Genomic DNA, 19243 nt, shown 5'->3' with positions numbered 1-19243 from the left:
TGTAGGTGAGGATGAAAATAAATCGCGTTCTGCCATCCCTGTGTCTATTTGGAAGTATAGTTCACGCACAGAATGATATTCATTTTAATCCCGCATTTCTTAATGGCGAAAGTGATAGCGTTGCAGATCTATCTTGGGTTAATGATGGGCGTGAGTTACCTGTCGGTGAGTATAATGTCAGTATATACGTAAACGAAGATTACCTATTTACCGGGAATGTGAAGTTTAGCATTAACAATAAGAAAGGTAATTCTTTGCTTGAGCCTTGTTTAACTCTGGACCAGATGAAATCAATGCTCATTGATGTCACTCAAGCTCAGGTGGATTTCTCTCTATCCGATGAACAGTGTTATTTCCTAGGTGACTATTTCCCAGACACTGAGTTCTCTTTTGACCAAAATAAGTTGTCGCTTTATTTTAATCTTCCGCAGCGATATATGTTGAATGTACCACGTGGTTATATCAACCCAAAGAGTTGGGAGTATGGTATTTCTTCAGCCTGGCTAAATTACGTCGTTAATGGATCTCGCAATGAATATCATCATGAGACACGGGAAATAGACAATCAGATGTTTATTGGTTTGAACAGCGGAGTGAATTTTGGTCCGTGGCGATTTCGTGATTATTCAACATGGACGAAAAACAGGGATGATGGCCTGATGCATGTCCAAACCTGGGTACAGCGTGATTTGCCTGCATTGCAGTCTCAGCTCTATTTGGGGGAGACTCACACCTCCGCACAGATTTTTGGTTCTGTAGGGCTGAGAGGTGTGGCAATGAATACCGATGATAATATGCTGCCAACTAGCCTGAGTGGCTACGCCCCTGAAGTCCGTGGTATTGCTCGCAGCAACGCCACTGTAACTGTACGTCAGAATGGCAACATTATTTATCAGACCCCCGTATCCCCAGGGGAGTTTGTATTAAACGACTTGTATCCGACCTCCTCTGGCGGTGATTTATCCGTTACGATCCAAGAGGCCAATGGTAGTGAAACGTATTATACCGTGCCCTTTGCCAGCGTGCCGAATCTGGTACGCCCAGGACAATTTAAATATGCCACTGGGGTCGGCTATTTTCGTTCGAATGAAAACCAGGACTCCCCTCTTATTATGCAGACTGAAGTTTTCTGGGGCTGGAAATATGGTTTGACGCTCTATGGCGGTGCACAGCTTTCAGAGAATTACACCGGTCTGGCGATGGGGATCGGACAAAACGTTGGGCGCTTGGGCGCATATTCAATGGATGTTATTCATGCTCAAAGTGTACTGGCAGACCGCAATAGTTACAGTGGTGATGCTTTACGTCTGCGTTACAACAAATCCCTTAACGATTATGGGACGAGGATCAATCTAAATTCATGGTTCTTTTCGTCTGATGGCTTCTATGAGCTAAGTGATACCACCTACAAAAGGATGCAAGGTGGAAATGTGGATTTCATAAAGGAGGCTGATGGTTCAATCAGCACCAATTATGAGAATGTCTACGATCTGGCGCTATCACGTAAATCCAGAAATCAGGTCGTTTTGTCACAAAGTATGGGTGATGCCGGCGCGCTGTCGTTGTCGTGGGATAAGCAGACTTACTGGAAATCAGACAAATCCGTTGAGAGTGCGCAATTTGCGTGGAACAACACATTTGGTCGTGTTGCTCTCGGGGCCAGCTACCAGCGTAGTACCAGTCTGCATGACAGTAAAATAGATAATATTTTCTCGTTATCTCTCTCATTACCGTTAGGGGACCCCGCGCTATCAACTCGCGCCAACTACGCGCTGACAAACTCTGATTCATCAGGTTCCATCAGCAATGTGGGCCTTAATGGCTATGTCCCAGGGCAGGAAAATTTATTTTATAGTGCTAACCAACGTTACAGCACCCAGCAACAAAATGGCGGTGATCTTGCCCTGCGTTACCAAGGGGGAAGAGGCGATTACAACCTCGGTTACGGTTATTCCAAGAGCGCTCGCAATCTCAGTTACGGCATGAGTGGTGGCGCCGTGTTGCATGAAGATGGCCTGACATTAAGCCAGCCACTGGGCAATACAAATATTCTGATTAAAGCGGAGGGCGCAAGTGATGTCGCCATCCGTAGTCATCGGGGAGTTAAAACCGACAGTCGTGGCTATGCAGTGATTCCGTATGCAACCCCTTATCGTGTCAATCGGGTCGAAATGGATGTGACGACAGCTGGTGACGGTGTTGAACTGGACAATACCATTATTAGTAAAACACCGACCGAAGGTGCTCTGGTTAGAGCAACAATTCCCACAAAAGTGGGCATGAAAGGGATGTTCTTTGTGCGCCATAAAAACGATGTTCTTCCATTTGGCACTCTTGTTTCGCTAAGTGGCAAGGGCACTAACACCGGTATCGTTGGTGATGAAGGGAGCCTTTATTTGTCTGGGTTGCCACCGCAGGGGATGCTACGGGCGGCTTGGGGAACAGGTAATGATAAAACCTGCACTGCAAGTTATCAGTTGGATAAGAAATATTACAACCCTAAGACTGGCCTCTATTCGCAGGAGTTGGTATGTCAATAATTTCAAGAGTGCCATTACTGGCAATAGTGGCACTTTCGTTTCTACCTTCTCCAGTGCCGGCCTACGATGTGCTGGTATCGGTGACGGGAAAACTGATTGGTAACACCTGTACTGTTTCAACGAATTCGAAAATGCAGACGGTTCCTTTGGGAAATATTGGCACACAACAGTTCGGTGTAAAACAAGGGGTTAGCAATATTAAAACCCCCTTTTTCATCAATCTGGAAGAGTGTGGGCCGACGTTTACTGGGGTCAAGGTTCGTTTTATCGGCACGCCGGATAGCAATATAGCCCATCTTATTAAAGTTGAGGAGGGAGGGGCCACCGGCGTTGCTGTTGAGTTACTGAATAGGGCCGAAGAGCCTCTGGCGCTAAATATGCAAACAGATGTTCTGGGCGCCCCCGGTGCGGAGAGTGTGCAGATGAAATTCCACGCACGCCTTACTGCAACTGGCTCACCGGTCACTCCTGGCCCCGTCTCAGCCACTGCCACTTGGGTATTGGAGTATCAATGATAAGATTATTTCTCACTATTATTTTTTCGCTTTGCTGCATAAATAAGGCTTATGCCTTGGAGTGGAAATCAAATATTACGCTATCGCCACAGCCGATGAGCTATTCAGGTCCAGCTGATTCGGTGAAGCCCGGCAATATTATCGGTTCCACCTGGAGTGCTACGGCATCCGTTCAGCAGGTATTCTGGTGCGGTTATATCTTCAACTGTACAAAAGGCACCATGATGCCGGGCAGCGGTGCCATCTCTACGGGGGCGTCGGTAAATGTCGATGGTGTCAATTACACCATTTTTGAAACTGGAGTGACGGGGGTGGGATTTATTATTGGAGTGAAAGATTTCAACAGCTCCGTCTATATACCGCTGCAGGATGGTCTGACCCAGACATACCCGGCACCCGGCACCAGCAGCTCCACGCCGGATTTGGGTTGGGCGGCGAAAGTGACGTTTATCAAAACGGGTCATACACTCACATCTGGTGTCTACCAGACAAGTACTATTGATGCTGCCGTGTTGACGGCCTATAACAATGAGGTGAAAACTGCACGTGTGATCATCAATCCTGTCAACATCACGGTGCAAGCATCAGGATGTACTGTCATGACCAAGGCCGCAGATGTGGATCTTGGGACGATTGATGTCCGCACGCTACCTTCAGTCGGCAGCACATCCGCTTTTGGCAATTTCAACATCACACTGGGCTGTGATGAAAATATTGCCGTGAACGCAGTGATGACAGATCAGGCTAAGCCGGCGAACAGCTCCTCAGTGGTGTCATTAACCAGCGACTCAACTGCCGCCGGTGTCGGTGTGGAGTTCTTCTATAACGGTAATGGCCCGCTGATGCTAGGTCCGGACAGTTCGGCTTCAGCAACACTTAATCAATTTTTTGTTCAAACCACCAGTCAGGCACAAACACTGACACTGCCTTTCCAGGCGCGGTATATTCGGACGGGGAGTTTACAACCTGGCACTGCAAATGCGCTTGCCAGCATTACATTCTCTTATCAATAGATCAGGATGAATTAGCCATTATTGTAGAAGGAGCCTGAGTCGCGCGGTTGAGGCTCCCAAAGCAAAAATATGCAGCCCGATAGTCGTCACTTAATTCCGTTTCAATCGCCGCGGTTTGGTGGGGCTTTGTGTTCCGGTCAGACCCGGCATGGCTTGGCGCATAATATCAAGAAATGCCCGCAAAAATTCGCGTCAACAGCAATACCGAAGGTAGCGACATGGCGGCGGCGCGCCCGTTGATTTGCATCAACAGTAAGTTGCCCGACAATTGTCCCATCAATACATGCCACCAGATTATGAACTCCTGTCGGAATATCTTTGATCTTTTTAGCCCACATCTCTTGTGGCGGCAGGGGAAGTTGTAACGTGTCACGATAAACCTGTGGATGAGAAAACAGCTGCTGCAAGGCTTGATAGTCAGTGGATTCGACATGGCGTATCTGCACATTCTCCATAAGCATATCCTTACTCTTAGTGTTTGAATAATTTGATAAAAAGTCGGATTACTGGCCCGGTTAAATAATATTGCCATTGGCTAAAAAAAACACTTTACAAGTGAGAGTGATAATGATTATCATTGTCGTGCTTTCAGATGAGGCCACCAAAGTTTAGGTGTTCTCATTACGAAGGCACGACATTGCTCACATTGCTTCCAGTGTTTACTTAGCCAGCCGGGTGCTGGCTTTTTTTTTGCTGTTTTTCGCTATTTGCTCTGTGAATCATGAGCCTGCAAACTACCATGCTCAAGTTATCTCGACGTCCCCTCCCTCTAATGACTGCAAATTCAAATCATTTATGTTTCAGCTGACTAATCAGTCGAATTTTTTGAACAGAGGAGTGAGTTTTTTGCGCTTTCATATTCTCCCGCGACATCTAGACTAAAGAAAACGTTGAGGAGAACTGAATATGATTTTTTTACGCAAAGCAGAAGAGCGTGGCCATGCTAATCACGGTTGGCTGGACAGCTGGCATACCTTCTCATTCGCCGACTATTACGATCCGGAATTTATGGGTTTTTCAGCACTGCGGGTGATTAACGAAGATGTTATCGACGCCGGTCAGGGATTTGGCACTCATCCACATAAAGATATGGAAATCCTGACTTATGTGCTGTCCGGTACTGTAGAGCACCAGGATAGCATGGGTAACAAAGAACAAATTCATGCGGGTGAGTTCCAGATTATGAGCGCCGGTACTGGTATCCGCCATTCAGAATATAATGGTCGGGATGACCAGCCACTGCACCTATACCAGATTTGGATTATTCCAAATAAAACAGGTTTAGCGCCGCGTTATGAGCAGCAGATGTTCGACATCCCACAAGGGCGGCAGCTCGTGCTGTCACCGGATGCCCGTGATGGTTCGCTGAAAGTGTTCCAGGATATGACATTGTGGCGCTGGGCACTGAAGCGCGAAGAGCAGTCAATTTACCAGATTCAGGCAGAGCGCCGCATTTGGATACAGGTGGTGCGTGGTAAAGTCTCCATCAATGGTCACCATGCCAGTACCAGCGATGCATTCGCTATCTGGGATGAAACAGCACTGTCTATTCATGCAGATGAAGATAGCGAGATCTTGCTGTTTGATCTGCCACCGGTATAAGTTTTTCGCCTAATTAATAAAGGGTATGCGCATCGCGCTATACCCTTTTTAATCGGCGCTACAGCGTTGTTAGCGGCTCTCGCTACTTGGCCCATCCTTGGCTGCGAGGCCGCTGCAAGCAGCGTTCAAATCTGCTCCCAGCAGATTTGTCACCCGAATCACTTACTGACGTAGCTCATCGCGATTTACTCGTTTGCTGCCTAGCGGTAACGCCAATTACTTTGGGTATATACCCTTATTCTTTGCTAGAATGACATCCCGTTTACTCTGCCTCAGTTCATTGATAATGAAGAAAAAAAGGCCAGTGCTACAAGATGTCGCTGATATGGTGGGAGTCACTAAAATGACTGTCAGCCGCTATTTGCGTAATCCAGAACAGGTTTCCGCACTCTTGCAGGAAAAAATCGCGCTAGCACTAGATGAACTGGGCTATATCCCCAACCGCGCCCCCGATATCCTTTCAAACGCGACCAGCCATGCCATTGGTGTGTTGCTGCCGTCATTAACTAATCAGGTTTTTGCCGAGGTGTTGCGCGGTATTGAGAGTGTGACGGATGCCCATGGTTACCAAACCATGCTGGCACATTATGGCTATCAGAAAGAGCGTGAGGAGCAGCGGCTGACCTCACTGCTCTCCTATAATATTGATGGGCTGATTCTCTCCGAGCGCCACCATACTGCCCGCACATTGAAAATGATTGAGGTTGCGGGCATTCCTGTTATTGAGCTGATGGATTGTTCTTCGCCGTGCATTGATTTGGCTGTGGGGTTTAATAACTTTGAAGCCGCGAGACAGATGACGCAGCAAATTATCGCCAAAGGCCATCAATACGTGGTCTATTTTGGTGCGCGTCAGGATGAGCGGACGGTGATTAAACAGCAAGGTTATGAGCAGGCGATGCGTGAGTCAGGTCTGGTGCCGATGAGTGTTATGACCAGCCGATCCTCATCCTATTCCGCCGGGGCTGAGCTATTGATTGAGGCACAGGCGAGTTATCCGCAGATTGACAGTATTTTCTGTACCAATGATGACTTGGCAATTGGTGCGGTATTTGAGTGCCAGCGCCAGGGTTTATCTATCCCCCGTGATATGGCGATAGCCGGTTTCCATGGTCATGATATTGGGCAGTCGATGGTGCCGAAGCTCGCCAGTGTGCTGACCCCGCGCGAAAGAATGGGGCAAATCGGTGCCGAGCGTTTGTTGGCACGGCTGCGCGGAGAGGTGGTCACACCCAAGATGGTTGACGTAGGTTTCACCATCCTCCCCGGCGGCAGTATTTAACTCACTATTTGCTAAGCTATTATTGCCTAGATCACCATCGACAACAGCAGGCAACCGACCAGACCACAGACTGAAATAATGGTTTCCAGCACCGACCACGATTTAAAGGTTTCGACGATGGTCAGGTTGAAGTACTCCTTGAATAGCCAGAAACCCGGATCGTTTACGTGAGAGAAAATTACACTGCCGGAACCGACGGCAATCACCATTAGCTCAGGGCTGGCGCCGGTGGTGGCGATTAAAGGTGCTACGATACCGCCTGCGGTAATAGCCGCAACTGTCGCCGAACCCAGCGCGATACGCAGAACTGCCGCAATGGTCCATGCCATCAGAATTGGTGATAAGCCGCTGCTATTCATCATGCCAGCAATGTAATGGTCAACGCCGCTGTCGACTAAAACCTGCTTGAAAGCTCCGCCCCCGCCAATCACCAATAGCATCATCGCGATGATTTTAATGGAGTCGCTGACGGTATCCATCACTGATTCCATTGAGCGGCCACGGTTTAAGCCAAAGGTGAAAATTGCGATCAGCACAGCAATCAGTGTGGCGATGACCGGGTCACCGAAGAACTCTGCATAAGAGAGAATTGGGTGGCCTTTTGGCAAAATCATCTCTGCCACTGCCCGCAGCGCCATCAGAATGACGGGAACCAGCGCGGTACTGACACTGACACCAAAGCTCGGCATCTCTGCGTCGGTGAAGGTTTTCGGGTTATACAGCCCCTCAGGAACCGGCTTATCAATCCCTTTCAGAAAACGCGCAAATACCGGGCCGGCCAGAATCACCGTTGGGATGGCCAGTAATGTCCCGTACAGCAGGGTTTTACCCATATCGGCGTGGAAAATGGTGGCAATGGCGGTGGGGCCTGGGTGAGGTGGCAGGAAACCGTGCGTCACTGATAGTGCTGCGGCCATTGGCACGCCTACATACAGTAGCGGAATACGTGCTGAGGCTGCGATACTGAATACTAATGGCAGCAACAATACGAAGCCGACTTCATAGAACAGGGCAAAACCCACGGTGAAACCGGTCAGTACCACAGCCCACTGAATGTGTTTCTTACCGAATTTATCAATCAGGGTGGTCGCAATTCGTTGAGCGCCGCCGCAGTCGGCCAGTAATTTGCCGAGCATGGCACCGAAGCCCATAATCAGCGCCAGACTGCCTAGTGTTCCGCCCACCCCAGCTTTGATTGAGCTGACCACTTTATCGACGGGCATCCCTTGCATGACACCTACCGCCAGCGCGACCAGTATCAGGGAGATAAATCCGTTGAGCTTGAAACGGATCATCAGTAACAGCAGCATGGCAACGCCAACCGCAACAATGACTAATGGCATGGTATTTCTCCACTTACGTTAGATAGGTATCTATTTTAGTTATCGTTTTTAGCCATCTTCACAGGTAGTAGGGGAAGGAAGGTGACCCTTGTTTTATTATTTACACTCAGCCTTTTTGGCCTGCGTGATGGTGCGATTGAGTTTAATAACGATGCTCTATTCGGTGTGATAAAAGTTCTATGTGATAAAAGTCACACCGCCATTTGTTACCGGTATCATGATACCGGTAACATGGTAAAGTACGGAACCATAGAGAGCGGTAAAATTCCCATTCTGAGATAGAGATCAAAATTATGGCAGGACATAGCATTATCGTGATGGGCGTATCGGGCAGCGGTAAAACCACGGTGGGAGAAGCTGTGGCCCGCCAAATTGATGCCAAATTTATTGATGGCGACGACCTGCATCCTCGCGCCAATATTCAGAAAATGGGCAGTGGGCATCCTCTCAATGATGAGGATCGTATGCCGTGGCTGGAGCGCCTGAGTGATGCGGCCTATAGCCTGAACCATAAAAATGAAACTGGCATTATTGTCTGCTCAGCACTGAAACGCCGCTATCGCAATCGCCTGCGGGAGGGTAATCAGGGAATGGTATTTTTATACCTAAAAGGCAGTTTTGACGTCATCATGGAGCGGCTCAAAGCACGGTCCGGCCACTTTATGCCAACCGACCTACTGAAAAGTCAGTTTGAAGCACTGGAAGAGCCAGGTGCAGAGGAGCCGGATGTGGTTTGCGTGGATATTGATGCAGATATTGATGAGGTGGTGCGGCGCTGTGTGTCAGCATTGGAAGGGCGGAACTGAACCACTCTCACCGTCAACGGCTGAAAATTCAAAGCGGGCAGTGCGCCCCGCTTTGGTTATCACATTGGTGGGTAGAGCTTATTTGCTCAAATACGCCCGCACGCCATCTAAAAACATCTGCGTCGATAGCATCACCAAAATTAACCCCATCAGCCGCTCCAGCGCACTGACCCCTTTATTCCCGAGCAAGCGCAGGAACAGATTCGACATCAATAAAATCGCAGCGGATAAACCCCAGGCAATCATCAATGCCAGCACCAAGTGGCTGAGTTGATTAGGATATTGATGCGATAACAGCATCAGCGTCGCCAAAATGGATGGGCCTGCGACTAAGGGAATGGCCAGCGGCACCAGGAAGGGTTCCTCCCCAGCCGATAGCCCGGTGACACTGCTTTCGGGTGAAGGGAAAATCATCTTAATGGCGATTAAAAACAAAATGATACCGCCAGATATCGACACAGTTTCGGTTCGCAGATTCAGGAACGCCAGAATCTTCTCACCCGCAAACAGGAAAATCAGCATCAATACGAGTGCGATTAGCAATTCGCGGATCAATACCACTCGCCGCCGTTTCGGCTCCAGATGCTTGAGCACCGACATAAAAATCGGTAAGTTTCCTAGTGGGTCCATAATCAAAAACAGCAATACAGTTGCTGCAATCATCTCTGTCATTATTACCTCAAAATAATCAAAACGACTGGCGTTTCCAGCCAGTCAAAGTCACATATTAGGAAGATTGCTTTGAATCATTCTGGTATCGAATAATTTAACTTGCCACTTTGTCCATATTTTGTAAGGTGGTATGACGTCTATCTTAGTCAGTCTGCTATACCCTATACAACGTGTAGATGACAAGAGAGCTATCCATTAATCGGTGTCACCCTCCAAGGCAGGACAGTAAACATGAAAAACGTTGGTTTTATCGGCTGGCGCGGTATGGTCGGCTCAGTCCTCATGCAACGCATGATTGAAGAACGCGACTTTGACGGTATCCGCCCGGTCTTTTTCTCTACCTCTCAACACGGTCAGGTTGCGCCGACATTCACCGGCCAGCAGGGCACGTTGCAAGATGCTTTTGATATTGATGCATTGAGTGCATTGGATATTATTATCACCTGCCAGGGGGGGATTATACCAACGAAGTTTATCCAAAGCTGCGTAAAGCGGGCTGGCAGGGTTATTGGATTGATGCGGCTTCTTCACTGCGGATGCAAGATGACGCGATCATCATTCTTGACCCGGTTAACCACGATGTAATTAAGCAGGGTCTGGATAAAGGCATCAAGACTTTTGCTGGTGGTAACTGTACTGTCAGCCTGATGCTGATGTCTCTGGGGGGGCTGTTTGCGAATAATTTGGTTGAGTGGGCATCGGTTGCCACTTACCAGGCGGCATCCGGCGGCGGCGCGCGTCATATGCGCGAGTTGCTGACGCAAATGGGTATGTTGCATGCTGGGGTGGCAAAAGAGTTGCAGGACCCTGCATCGGCCATTTTGGATATTGAACGTAAAGTGACCGCCGCCACCCGCAGTGGTACTTTGCCGACGGATAACTTTGGTGTGCCGCTGGCTGGCAGCTTGATCCCATGGATCGACAAAGCGCTAGATAATGGTCAGAGCCGCGAAGAGTGGAAAGGCCAGGCTGAGACAAATAAAATTCTGAATACTGGCAGCGTGATCCCGGTTGATGGGCTGTGTGTTCGCATCGGCGCACTGCGCTGTCATAGCCAGGCATTCACCCTGAAACTGAAAAAAGATGTACCATTGCCGGAAATCGAGCAACTGCTAGCGACACACAATGATTGGGTTCGCGTTATTCCGAACGACCGCGAGCTGAGTATGCGTGAACTGACCCCTGCGGCCGTCACCGGTACACTGAACACCCCAGTTGGCCGCCTGCGTAAACTGAATATGGGGCCGGAATATCTCTCCGCCTTTACCGTCGGTGACCAGTTGCTATGGGGCGCTGCAGAACCACTGCGCCGTATGCTGCGGATTTTGCTGTAATCAGTTGTTCAGCGTGATCGGATAGCAAGAAATCACCCAAAAGCCCTGATCCAATGGTCAGGGTTTTTTTAACTTAATTGATGGTATGAATATATAGCTGGCATTTGATTTTTGCATTGAATATATATATTTAAATCATGTGTGATTAGATATGGTGGTATTATCTCGAAATATAGGGAAGAAGATGTTTATGATATAGGATGTCACCATGAAAAAAATCTATTACACATTCATTGCAATAGTAATATGTGTTATCTATTTGATTAAGTCATCACCCAAAATAATTATTCCACCACAGAATTATAATATTTTGAATCCAGGCACGGTAAAACAACCCGATTATTATCAGCAATAACCCGAGTGATCACTGCTCATCAACCATTGCTTCAGTTGATCGTGTTATTACCTTGGCTTGAGTGGGAGAGGTCACTCACTCGCCGTAATAAAGGGTAATTTAATAATAATCCGAGTGAATTTTTCCACCTCACTAATAACAGTGACGCCATACTCCTTGCCATAGCGGACTTTAATTCGCCGATCGACCAGATTCATCCCCAAACCATCACCATTAGGGCGCGGTTGATACAATCCGGCATTATCTTCCACCGCCAATATAAGTACGCTGTTATCCAGTTTACCGTGCAAGGTAATTCGCCCATGGCTGAACATCTGTGATGTCCCGTGCTTAATCGCATTTTCGACCACCGGTTGCAGGGAGAATGCGGGTAAGCGGGCCTCCATTAATTCATCCGGCAATGCTATTTCAACACTCAGACGATCAGCAAAGCGCGCCTTTTCTATTTCCAGATACGCCTTCACATGTTCAATTTCATCACTCAGCGTCACCACATCGTGGCTGCGTTTAAGATTCTTGCGAAAGAATGTCGACAGTGAGAGCACCAGCTTGCGGGCATGGTCTGGATTACGGCGGATTACCACTGACAAAGTATTTAATGCATTAAACAGAAAATGAGGATTGACCTGCGCGTGGAGCAATTTTATTTCGGATTGCGCCAGTAGCTGTTTCTGCTGTTCAAATTCACCGGCCAGAATCTGTGCCGATAGCAGGTGAGCAATGCCTTCGCCCAGTGTGCGGTTAATACTGGAGAACAATTTACTTTTTGGCTCATACAGCTTGATGCTGCCAATCACCCGATGCTCTTCGCCCCGCAAGGGGATAACCAGTGTGGAGCCAAGCTTGCAACTGGGGGAGATGGAGCAGGTATAGGGCACCGCGTTGCCATCGGCATAGACCACCTGATTCAGCTCAATCGCCCGGTGGGTGTGGTCTGAGGTGATAGCACTGCCGACCTGATGATGGTCAGAACCGGTGCCGATAAAAGCCAGCAGCTTCTCACGGTCAGTGATGGCAACTGCGCCAACACCCAGCTCCTCATACAAAATACGCGCCACCCGCATACTGTTTTGCTGGTCAAAACCATGACGTAGTAACCCCTCCGCCCGCGCAGCTATTTGCAAGGCTTTGGCTGAAAATGCGGTGGTATATTTTTCGAAAATAGCTCGCCTATCCAATAAGATGCGCATAAACATGGCAGCACCAATGGTATTGGTGATCATCATCGGCAGGGCAATGTTCTCGACCAGTTCGACGGCCTCATTGAATGGGCGGGCAACGGCCAGAATAATCAGCATTTGCAGGACTTCAGCCACCAGTGTCACCCCAGCAACTACCAGTGGTTGGAACAGCAGATCAAGGCGGTTTTTACGGATCAGATAGCTGTGAAGCAAGCCGCCTAATAGCCCTTCGGCGACGGTGGATAGCATACAGGCGCTGGCCGTCATCCCGCCCATGGAGTAGCGGTGTAACCCGCCAGTCAACCCCACCAGAAACCCGACCGACGGCCCTCCCAGAACACCCCCCAACACCGCACCAATGGCACGGGTGTTGGCGATTGAGTCCTCAATATGCAAGCCAAAGTAGGTGCCCATGATGCAAAACATGGAGAAGGTGAGGTAGCACACCAGTTTGTGGGGCAACCGGATAGTCACCTGCATTAAAGGGATAAACAGCGGCGTTTTACTCAACAGATAGGCAATAACCAGATAGACACACATCTGTTGCAGAAGGGAAAAAATCAGTTCGACCTGGCTGACGCCCATGTTAGATGACCACAATATTGTCTGGGATGGGTTATTTTGGGCGCGATTATACCCACATTTTGGTGTGGAAAATTTTAACTGCCACCCTTTTTAAGTAAAAAAAGACCTTATCTCGCCAAACATTAGTCCAGTTCCCTATTTCCACTATTTCTTAGGACGAATGCTGACCCCGCTATTTTTATGTCATGACTTAGGATTTTTATGTTAGCGGCCCACTTCCTACGGAGTGTAAACGTCGTTTTTATGCCTGATTGACGTGAGAAAAAATTTCATTAGGCATTCGCCAATTTTTTTAGCGTCCTTTGACTATGCTTAGAGTTTGGGTAAGAAAACGCGGTTGATTGCGCATTAACCTTAGAGAAAAAACGTATTTGGACATTAAATCAACTTATTGGTTGATCATTGACCTTAATCACGCTTTAAACATTAAATGGATTGCATGATGAAAAGGGCATTTTCGAATTGAATTGTTCAGAATTTGTCCAAATATCATGCCATTAATCATAGGAAGAATGCCATGCCAGTACTTCCCGATCGTCAGGTGATTAATCAAATTATTTCCGGCCACTATGCCGATCCTTTTTCCATATTGGGAATGCATCAAACTGCGCAGGGGTTACAGATTTGCGCACTGCTGCCAGATGCTAAAGAAGTCTGGTTGGTCGAAACGGAAACTGGGCGCAACCTTGTTCAACTGACCCGTGAAGACCCACGCGGTTTTTTTATCGCCAAACTTCCTCGCCGTAAAAGTCCGTTTCGTTACCAGCTTGCCGTGACCTGGCAAGAAACTCCACAGATCATCGAAGATCCCTACCGTTTCGGCACATTATTGCAGGATATTGATAGTTGGCTGTTAGCCGAGGGCACTCATTTACGTCCTTATGAGCGATTGGGCGCGCATCTGATGACTCTTGATGGCGTGGCCGGTGTCAGCTTTGCGGTTTGGGCACCTAATGCCAAACGGGTCTCGGTGGTGGGTGAGTTTAACTTTTGGGATGGTCGCCGCCATCCGATGCGGTTACGCCGAGAAAATGGCATTTGGGAGCTATTCCTACCCGGTGTAGAGGTCGGGCAACTGTATAAATTTGAAATCATTGACAGCAATGATCAGATGCGGCTGAAAGCGGACCCTTATGCGTTTAAAGCACAGATGCGCCCAGAAACCGCGTCGATAATCAGCCCATTGCCTGAGGTGGTGCCCAATACCGCCAGACGGCAAAAAGCCAATGATTTGCGCTCACCGCTCTCTATCTATGAAGTGCACCTTGGTTCATGGCGTCGCCATACTGATAATAACTTTTGGCTCAGTTACGGCGAATTGGCCGATCAACTGGTCGAATATGTCAAATATATGGGGTTTACCCATGTCGAACTGCTGCCGATAAACGAGCACCCTTTTGATGGCAGCTGGGGTTATCAGCCATTAGGGCTGTATGCCCCGACCCGCCGCTTTGGTACGCCGCAGGATTTCAAAGATTTCGTCGCCAAATTCCATGCGGCGGGGATTAACGTCATTCTGGATTGGGTTCCCGGTCACTTCCCCAGCGACGAACACGGTTTAGCCCAGTTTGATGGCACTTCGCTGTATGAATATGCCGATCCGCGTGAGGGCTATCATCAGGATTGGAATACCCTGATTTATAACTATGGCCGCAATGAAGTCCGTAACTATCTGGCGGGTAATGCATTTTACTGGATGGAGCGTTTTGGCATTGATGCACTGCGCATTGATGCCGTGGCCTCAATGATTTACCGCGATTATAGCCGGGCCGAAGGGCAGTGGGTGCCTAACTATTATGGCGGGCGGGAGAATCTGGAGGCGATTGCTTTCCTGCGCTACACCAATCACACCATTGGTGTTGAGCGCCCCGGTGGCGTAACCATGGCTGAGGAGTCGACGGACTTCCCTGGGGTGACATTGCCGCCGGATGCCGGTGGATTAGGTTTTAACTACAAATGGAATATGGGCTGGATGCACGATACGCTCAATTACATGCAGTGCGATCCGGTTCACCGCAAATACCACCATAATTTGATGACTTTCGGGATGTTGTATGCCTATACCGAGAATTTCATCTTGCCTATTTCTCATGATGAGGTGGTGCACGGTAAGCGCTCTGTGCTGGATCGTATGCCGGGAGATGCATGGCAGAAATTTGCTAACCTGCGCGCCTATTACGCCTTTATGTGGGCGCATCCCGGCAAAAAATTGCTGTTTATGGGGTGCGAGTTTGCGCAGGGGCGCGAGTGGAATTTCGATACCAGTTTGGACTGGCATCTGCTGGATGATGAAAACGGCTGGCATGCAGGGGTGCAGCGCTTCGTTCGTGATCTAAACCATTGCTATCAACAACATGCGCCACTCTATGAGCTAGATTATCAACCCGCAGGTTTTGAATGGCTGGTGGTGGATGACCATGAAAACTCCGTGTTTGCCTTCCTGCGCCGCGATGCAAACGGCGGTGAATTGATTGCCATCAGTAATTTCACCCCGGTGCCGCGCTATAACTACCGCGTGGGCATTCCGCAGGGTGGCCATTATCGTGAAGTGCTGAATTCTGACTCTGAATTTTACCGTGGCAGCAATATAGGTAATCAGGGTGGGATTCATAGCCATGATGTGCGTAGCCATAACCACGCGCACTCACTGCTGCTAACCCTGCCACCACTGTCGACGATTTATCTGTTGCGGGAGGGGTAGGATGGTCAATCTGACTCAAGGTTTCCCGACCCCAATGGGCGCACATTTTGATGGGGCGGGGATAAATTTCACCCTGTTTTCAGCTAATGCTGAACAGGTAGAGCTGTGCCTATTTGATGATAATAATCAGGAGCTGCGCATCCCATTACCCGCTCGCACCGGTGATATTTGGCATGGTTATCTCCCCGGAGGGAGGCCGGGGCAGCGCTACGGTTATCGAGTCAGCGGGCCATTTGATCCACAGCGAGGCCACCGTTTTAATCCGCATAAACTATTGATAGACCCCTGCGCCCACGCCTTAGATCATAAAGTGGCTGATGACCCGCGCTTAAGTGGTGGAGTCAATCAACCTGATGAGCGGGAGAGTGCGGCCGCAGTGCCTAAATGTATTGTGGTGCATGAAGAATATGACTGGCAGGGGGATAGGTCTCCAACCATTCCTTGGGGCAATACGGTGATTTATGAAGCCCATGTGCGCGGCTTAACCCGACTGCATCCCGATATCCCCAGTGACCTGCGCGGGACTTATGCCGGTTTGGCCCATCCGGCTATGATTAACTATTTGAAAAAACTGGGTATTACCACGTTGGAACTGCTGCCGGTGCAATTCCACGTCGATGAACCACGGTTGCAGAAAATGGGGCTGAGTAATTACTGGGGCTACAACGTGCTGGCCCCCTTTGCCGTAGACCCTGATTATGCCTCGGGCCGTGAGGGCGTCTCTCCGCTACAAGAGCTGCGAGATGCCGTCAAAGCGCTACACAACGCCGGTATTGAGGTGATTCTCGATGTGGTGTTCAACCACACCGCTGAGTTAGACGTTTTCGGCCCCACGCTGTGTCAACGCGGTATCGACAACGCCAGCTACTACTGGCTCACCCCTGAGGGCGAGTACGACAATATGACCGGTTGCGGCAATGCGCTGTGCCTTAATCACCCTTATGTGACGCAGTGGGTGGTGGAGTGTCTGCGCTATTGGGTCGATAGCTGCCACGTTGATGGCTTTCGTTTTGATTTAGGGACGGTTTTGGGCCGTACTCCGGCGTTTGATCCCCACGCGCCGCTGTTTGCTGCATTAGCCGCCGATGAGCGGCTTAGTGGCTGCAAGATGATTGCCGAGCCTTGGGATATCGGCTTGGGTGGCTATCAATTGGGGCAGTTCCCCACCGGTTTTAGCGAGTGGAATGACCAATATCGCGACGCGATGCGCCGTTTTTGGTTGCGCGATGACTTGCCACTAGGGCTGTTTGCCCAGCATTTTGCCGCCTCCAGTGCGCTGTTCGAACAGCGGGCGCGCTTGCCCTCCGCCAGCATCAATCAAATTACCGCCCATGATGGTTTCACCTTGCAGGATTTGCTGTGTTTTAACCAAAAGCACAATGAGATCAATGGCGAAGAGAACCGTGATGGCAGTGATAACAATCTTAGCAATAATTTTGGCAGCGAAGGTTTAGTGGCTGACGAGGCTATTTGGCAACGGCGTCAATCGTGCCAGAGGGCTTTACTCACCACCTTGTTGCTGTCGCAGGGAACGCCGATGTTGCTGGCCGGTGATGAGCATGGTCATAGCCAGCAAGGTAATAATAATGCGTATTGCCAAAACAACATCCTCACCTGGCTCGATTGGGGCAGTGCGGATAAAGCATTAACGGCATTTACCGCTGAGCTTATTCGGCTACGCCAGCAAATTCCGGCCTTGATCAAAGATTCATGGTGGCAGGAGGGTGATGGCAATGTGCAGTGGCTGGATAGTCAGGGGCAAGAGTTGAGTGATGCCGCTTGGGAGCAGGGTCGTCAGAAACAGCTGCAAATCTTGCTGTCTCAGCGCTGGCTGGTGGTGATTAACGCCACTGACCAACCCTGTGACATGCACTTACCTGCGGGAGAGTGGGAGGCGATTCCTCCTTTTGGGCCATCAGAGCATGAGGGGCCATTAACCGTATGGAGTGGAGCCGCGCATGACATTTGCGTGCTCGTACAGAAATCTTAAGGAGTCAGCCATGGTTAAATTCGAAAATAAAGACCCGTTGATGTTAGCCAGACAATTACCGAATAAAACGGTGGCGCTGATTTTAGCTGGTGGTCGTGGTTCGCGGCTGAAAGATTTGACCGCCACTCGTGCCAAGCCGGCGGTACATTTCGGCGGCAAATTCCGCATCATCGACTTTGCACTATCTAATTGCCTGAACTCCGGTATCCGCCGCATTGGTGTCATTACCCAGTATCAGTCCCATACACTGGTTCAGCATATTCAGCGCGGTTGGTCATTCCTCAATGAGGAGATGAACGAGTTTGTGGATCTCCTGCCCGCCCAACAGCGCCTCAGTACCGAGCAGTGGTACAAAGGCACGGCAGATGCGGTTTACCAGAATCTGGATATTATTCGCCGCTATGATGCGGAATATATTGTCATTCTGGCTGGTGATCATATCTACAAGATGGATTACTCGCGCATGTTGATAGATCACGTGGAGAAAGATTCAGAGTGCACCGTCGCCTGTATTCCGGTTCCCATTAGTGAGGCCTCTGAATTTGGGGTGATGGAGGTAGCTGACGATTTTCAGGTGACCGCTTTTTATGAAAAACCGGCTAATCCACCCGCCATGCCCGGTCGCCCTGATATGGCGCTGGCGAGCATGGGGATCTATATTTTCAATGCCGATTATCTGTTTAAGTTATTAGAAGAGGATCGGAATACCCCCGGTTCTACCCATGATTTCGGCAAAGACTTGATCCCGAAAATCACGGCGCAAAAAGCCGCGTGGGCGCATCCGTTTGATCTCTCCTGCGTCACCTCCAATGCGGATATGCCCCCTTACTGGCGTGATGTCGGCACCCTGGATGCCTATTGGCGGGCTAACCTCGATTTGGCTTCGGTCACTCCTGAGCTGGATATGTATGACCGTGCCTGGCCAATCCGCACCCATATGGAACCCCTGCCGCCCGCCAAATTTGTGCAAGACCGCTCTGGTAGCCATGGCATGACGATGAACTCACTGGTCTCCGGCGGCTGTATTGTCTCCGGCTCAGTGGTGGTGCATTCGGTGCTGTTCCCTCGGGTGCGGGTGAACTCATTTTGCACTATCGACTCCACTGTGCTGCTACCGGATGTCAATGTCGGGCGCTCGTGCCGCTTGCGCCGTTGCATTATTGACCGGGCGTGTCACATTCCCGAAGGGATGGTGATCGGGGAAAACGCCGATGAAGATAGCGCCCGTTTTTACCGTTCAGAGGGGGGGGTGGTGTTAGTGACTCGGGCGATGCTCGCCAAGTTAGCCGCCAAATAGGGCTATTTTTTATCCGATTAGTGGGAG

Annotated in this window: 12 protein-coding genes and 2 pseudogenes; 10 read left to right on the top strand and 4 right to left on the bottom strand. The window is 49.5% G+C overall.

The window, feature by feature from the left end; all coding sequences use genetic code 11:
- The first annotated feature begins 11 nt into the window (after positions 1 to 11).
- Genes HRK25_RS05525 through HRK25_RS05515 form a run of 3 tightly spaced genes read left to right on the top strand, consistent with a single transcriptional unit; the run spans position 12 to position 4068 of the window.
- Entirely contained in the window at positions 12 to 2540 is a 2529-nt protein-coding gene (locus tag HRK25_RS05525) for a fimbria/pilus outer membrane usher protein (protein ID WP_005273554.1), read from the top strand.
- Positions 2531 to 3055 (top strand): fimbrial protein, encoded by a 525-nt coding sequence (locus tag HRK25_RS05520; protein WP_032897574.1) that lies wholly within the window; start codon positions 2531 to 2533, stop codon positions 3053 to 3055. The genes HRK25_RS05525 and HRK25_RS05520 overlap by 10 nt, the downstream gene beginning before the upstream one ends.
- The gene (locus tag HRK25_RS05515; protein WP_032897576.1) at positions 3052 to 4068 is read left to right on the top strand and encodes a fimbrial protein; all 1017 of its coding nucleotides are present in this window, start codon (positions 3052 to 3054) and stop codon (positions 4066 to 4068) included. Before HRK25_RS05520 ends, HRK25_RS05515 begins: the two co-directional genes overlap by 4 nt.
- Positions 4069 to 4247: 179 nt before the next feature.
- Here HRK25_RS05515 and HRK25_RS05510 read toward each other — a convergent pair.
- A pseudogene (locus tag HRK25_RS05510) lies at positions 4248 to 4523 on the bottom strand (GNAT family protein); the annotation flags it as partial.
- A 451-nt stretch (positions 4524 to 4974) separates the two neighbouring features.
- Here HRK25_RS05510 and HRK25_RS05505 point away from each other — a divergent pair.
- Both HRK25_RS05505 and gntR read left to right on the top strand, forming a co-directional pair.
- Positions 4975 to 5670 (top strand): pirin family protein, encoded by a 696-nt coding sequence (locus HRK25_RS05505; protein WP_005273565.1) that lies wholly within the window; start codon positions 4975 to 4977, stop codon positions 5668 to 5670.
- Between the two features lie 286 nt (positions 5671 to 5956).
- The gene (gntR, locus tag HRK25_RS05500) at positions 5957 to 6952 is read left to right on the top strand and encodes a gluconate operon transcriptional repressor GntR (RefSeq protein WP_032897578.1); all 996 of its coding nucleotides are present in this window, start codon (positions 5957 to 5959) and stop codon (positions 6950 to 6952) included.
- A gap of 26 nt (positions 6953 to 6978) precedes the next feature.
- Here gntR and gntT read toward each other — a convergent pair whose 3' ends face one another.
- Positions 6979 to 8295 carry a gluconate transporter gene (gene gntT, locus HRK25_RS05495; protein WP_005273570.1) on the bottom strand — a complete coding sequence of 439 codons (1317 nt, stop codon included), beginning with the start codon at positions 8293 to 8295 and terminating at the stop codon, positions 6979 to 6981.
- 293 nt (positions 8296 to 8588) lie between these two features.
- Between gntT and HRK25_RS05490 the strand changes: the two genes are divergently transcribed.
- The gene (locus HRK25_RS05490; protein ID WP_005273573.1) at positions 8589 to 9101 is read left to right on the top strand and encodes a gluconokinase; all 513 of its coding nucleotides are present in this window, start codon (positions 8589 to 8591) and stop codon (positions 9099 to 9101) included.
- Positions 9102 to 9179: 78 nt separating this feature from the next.
- On the opposite strand, the gene HRK25_RS05485 is transcribed toward HRK25_RS05490, so the two are convergent.
- Positions 9180 to 9773: a YhgN family NAAT transporter gene (locus HRK25_RS05485; RefSeq protein WP_005273576.1), complete on the bottom strand. Its 594-nt coding sequence runs from the start codon at positions 9771 to 9773 to the stop codon at positions 9180 to 9182.
- Positions 9774 to 10004: 231 nt separating this feature from the next.
- On the opposite strand from HRK25_RS05485, the pseudogene asd reads away from it, so the two are divergent.
- Positions 10005 to 11107: pseudogene (asd, locus tag HRK25_RS05480) on the top strand (aspartate-semialdehyde dehydrogenase).
- A 426-nt stretch (positions 11108 to 11533) separates the two neighbouring features.
- Here asd and HRK25_RS05475 read toward each other — a convergent pair.
- A complete protein-coding gene (locus HRK25_RS05475) occupies positions 11534 to 13228 on the bottom strand; it encodes a sensor histidine kinase (protein ID WP_005273586.1) in 1695 nt (564 codons plus the stop codon).
- Between the two features lie 517 nt (positions 13229 to 13745).
- Here HRK25_RS05475 and glgB point away from each other — a divergent pair.
- The 3 genes from glgB to glgC are packed head-to-tail and all read left to right on the top strand — an operon-like array spanning position 13746 to position 19216.
- Positions 13746 to 15929: a 1,4-alpha-glucan branching protein GlgB gene (glgB, locus tag HRK25_RS05470; RefSeq protein ID WP_032897581.1), complete on the top strand. Its 2184-nt coding sequence runs from the start codon at positions 13746 to 13748 to the stop codon at positions 15927 to 15929.
- 1 nt (position 15930) lies between these two features.
- Complete coding sequence (glgX, locus tag HRK25_RS05465) at positions 15931 to 17919, top strand: glycogen debranching protein GlgX (protein ID WP_005273590.1); 1989 nt, start codon at positions 15931 to 15933, stop codon at positions 17917 to 17919.
- Between the two features lie 10 nt (positions 17920 to 17929).
- Positions 17930 to 19216, top strand: coding sequence for a glucose-1-phosphate adenylyltransferase (gene glgC, locus HRK25_RS05460; protein ID WP_005273593.1), 1287 nt, complete (start codon positions 17930 to 17932; stop codon positions 19214 to 19216).
- Positions 19217 to 19243 lie beyond the last annotated feature (27 nt).

The sequence above is a fragment of the Yersinia bercovieri ATCC 43970 genome, assembly GCF_013282745.1.
Classification (GTDB): domain Bacteria; phylum Pseudomonadota; class Gammaproteobacteria; order Enterobacterales; family Enterobacteriaceae; genus Yersinia; species Yersinia bercovieri.
The sequence above is the reverse complement of the archived record's forward strand: the minus strand, read 5'-3'. Positions and strand labels throughout refer to the sequence as shown.

What these genes read in the sequence shown, in the direction of transcription:
- glgC (WP_005273593.1), top strand. Translation starts at nt 17,930, where the DNA reads ATGGTTAAATTCGAAAATAAAGACCCGTTGATGTTAGCCAGACAATTA.
- HRK25_RS05505 (WP_005273565.1), top strand. Translation starts at nt 4,975, where the DNA reads ATGATTTTTTTACGCAAAGCAGAAGAGCGTGGCCATGCTAATCACGGT.
- HRK25_RS05490 (WP_005273573.1), top strand. Translation starts at nt 8,589, where the DNA reads ATGGCAGGACATAGCATTATCGTGATGGGCGTATCGGGCAGCGGTAAA.
- glgB (WP_032897581.1), top strand. Translation starts at nt 13,746, where the DNA reads ATGCCAGTACTTCCCGATCGTCAGGTGATTAATCAAATTATTTCCGGC.
- HRK25_RS05485 (WP_005273576.1), bottom strand. Translation starts at nt 9,773, where the DNA reads ATGACAGAGATGATTGCAGCAACTGTATTGCTGTTTTTGATTATGGAC.
- HRK25_RS05520 (WP_032897574.1), top strand. Translation starts at nt 2,531, where the DNA reads ATGTCAATAATTTCAAGAGTGCCATTACTGGCAATAGTGGCACTTTCG.
- HRK25_RS05525 (WP_005273554.1), top strand. Translation starts at nt 12, where the DNA reads ATGAAAATAAATCGCGTTCTGCCATCCCTGTGTCTATTTGGAAGTATA.
- HRK25_RS05515 (WP_032897576.1), top strand. Translation starts at nt 3,052, where the DNA reads ATGATAAGATTATTTCTCACTATTATTTTTTCGCTTTGCTGCATAAAT.
- HRK25_RS05475 (WP_005273586.1), bottom strand. Translation starts at nt 13,228, where the DNA reads ATGGGCGTCAGCCAGGTCGAACTGATTTTTTCCCTTCTGCAACAGATG.
- gntT (WP_005273570.1), bottom strand. Translation starts at nt 8,295, where the DNA reads ATGCCATTAGTCATTGTTGCGGTTGGCGTTGCCATGCTGCTGTTACTG.
- glgX (WP_005273590.1), top strand. Translation starts at nt 15,931, where the DNA reads ATGGTCAATCTGACTCAAGGTTTCCCGACCCCAATGGGCGCACATTTT.
- gntR (WP_032897578.1), top strand. Translation starts at nt 5,957, where the DNA reads ATGAAGAAAAAAAGGCCAGTGCTACAAGATGTCGCTGATATGGTGGGA.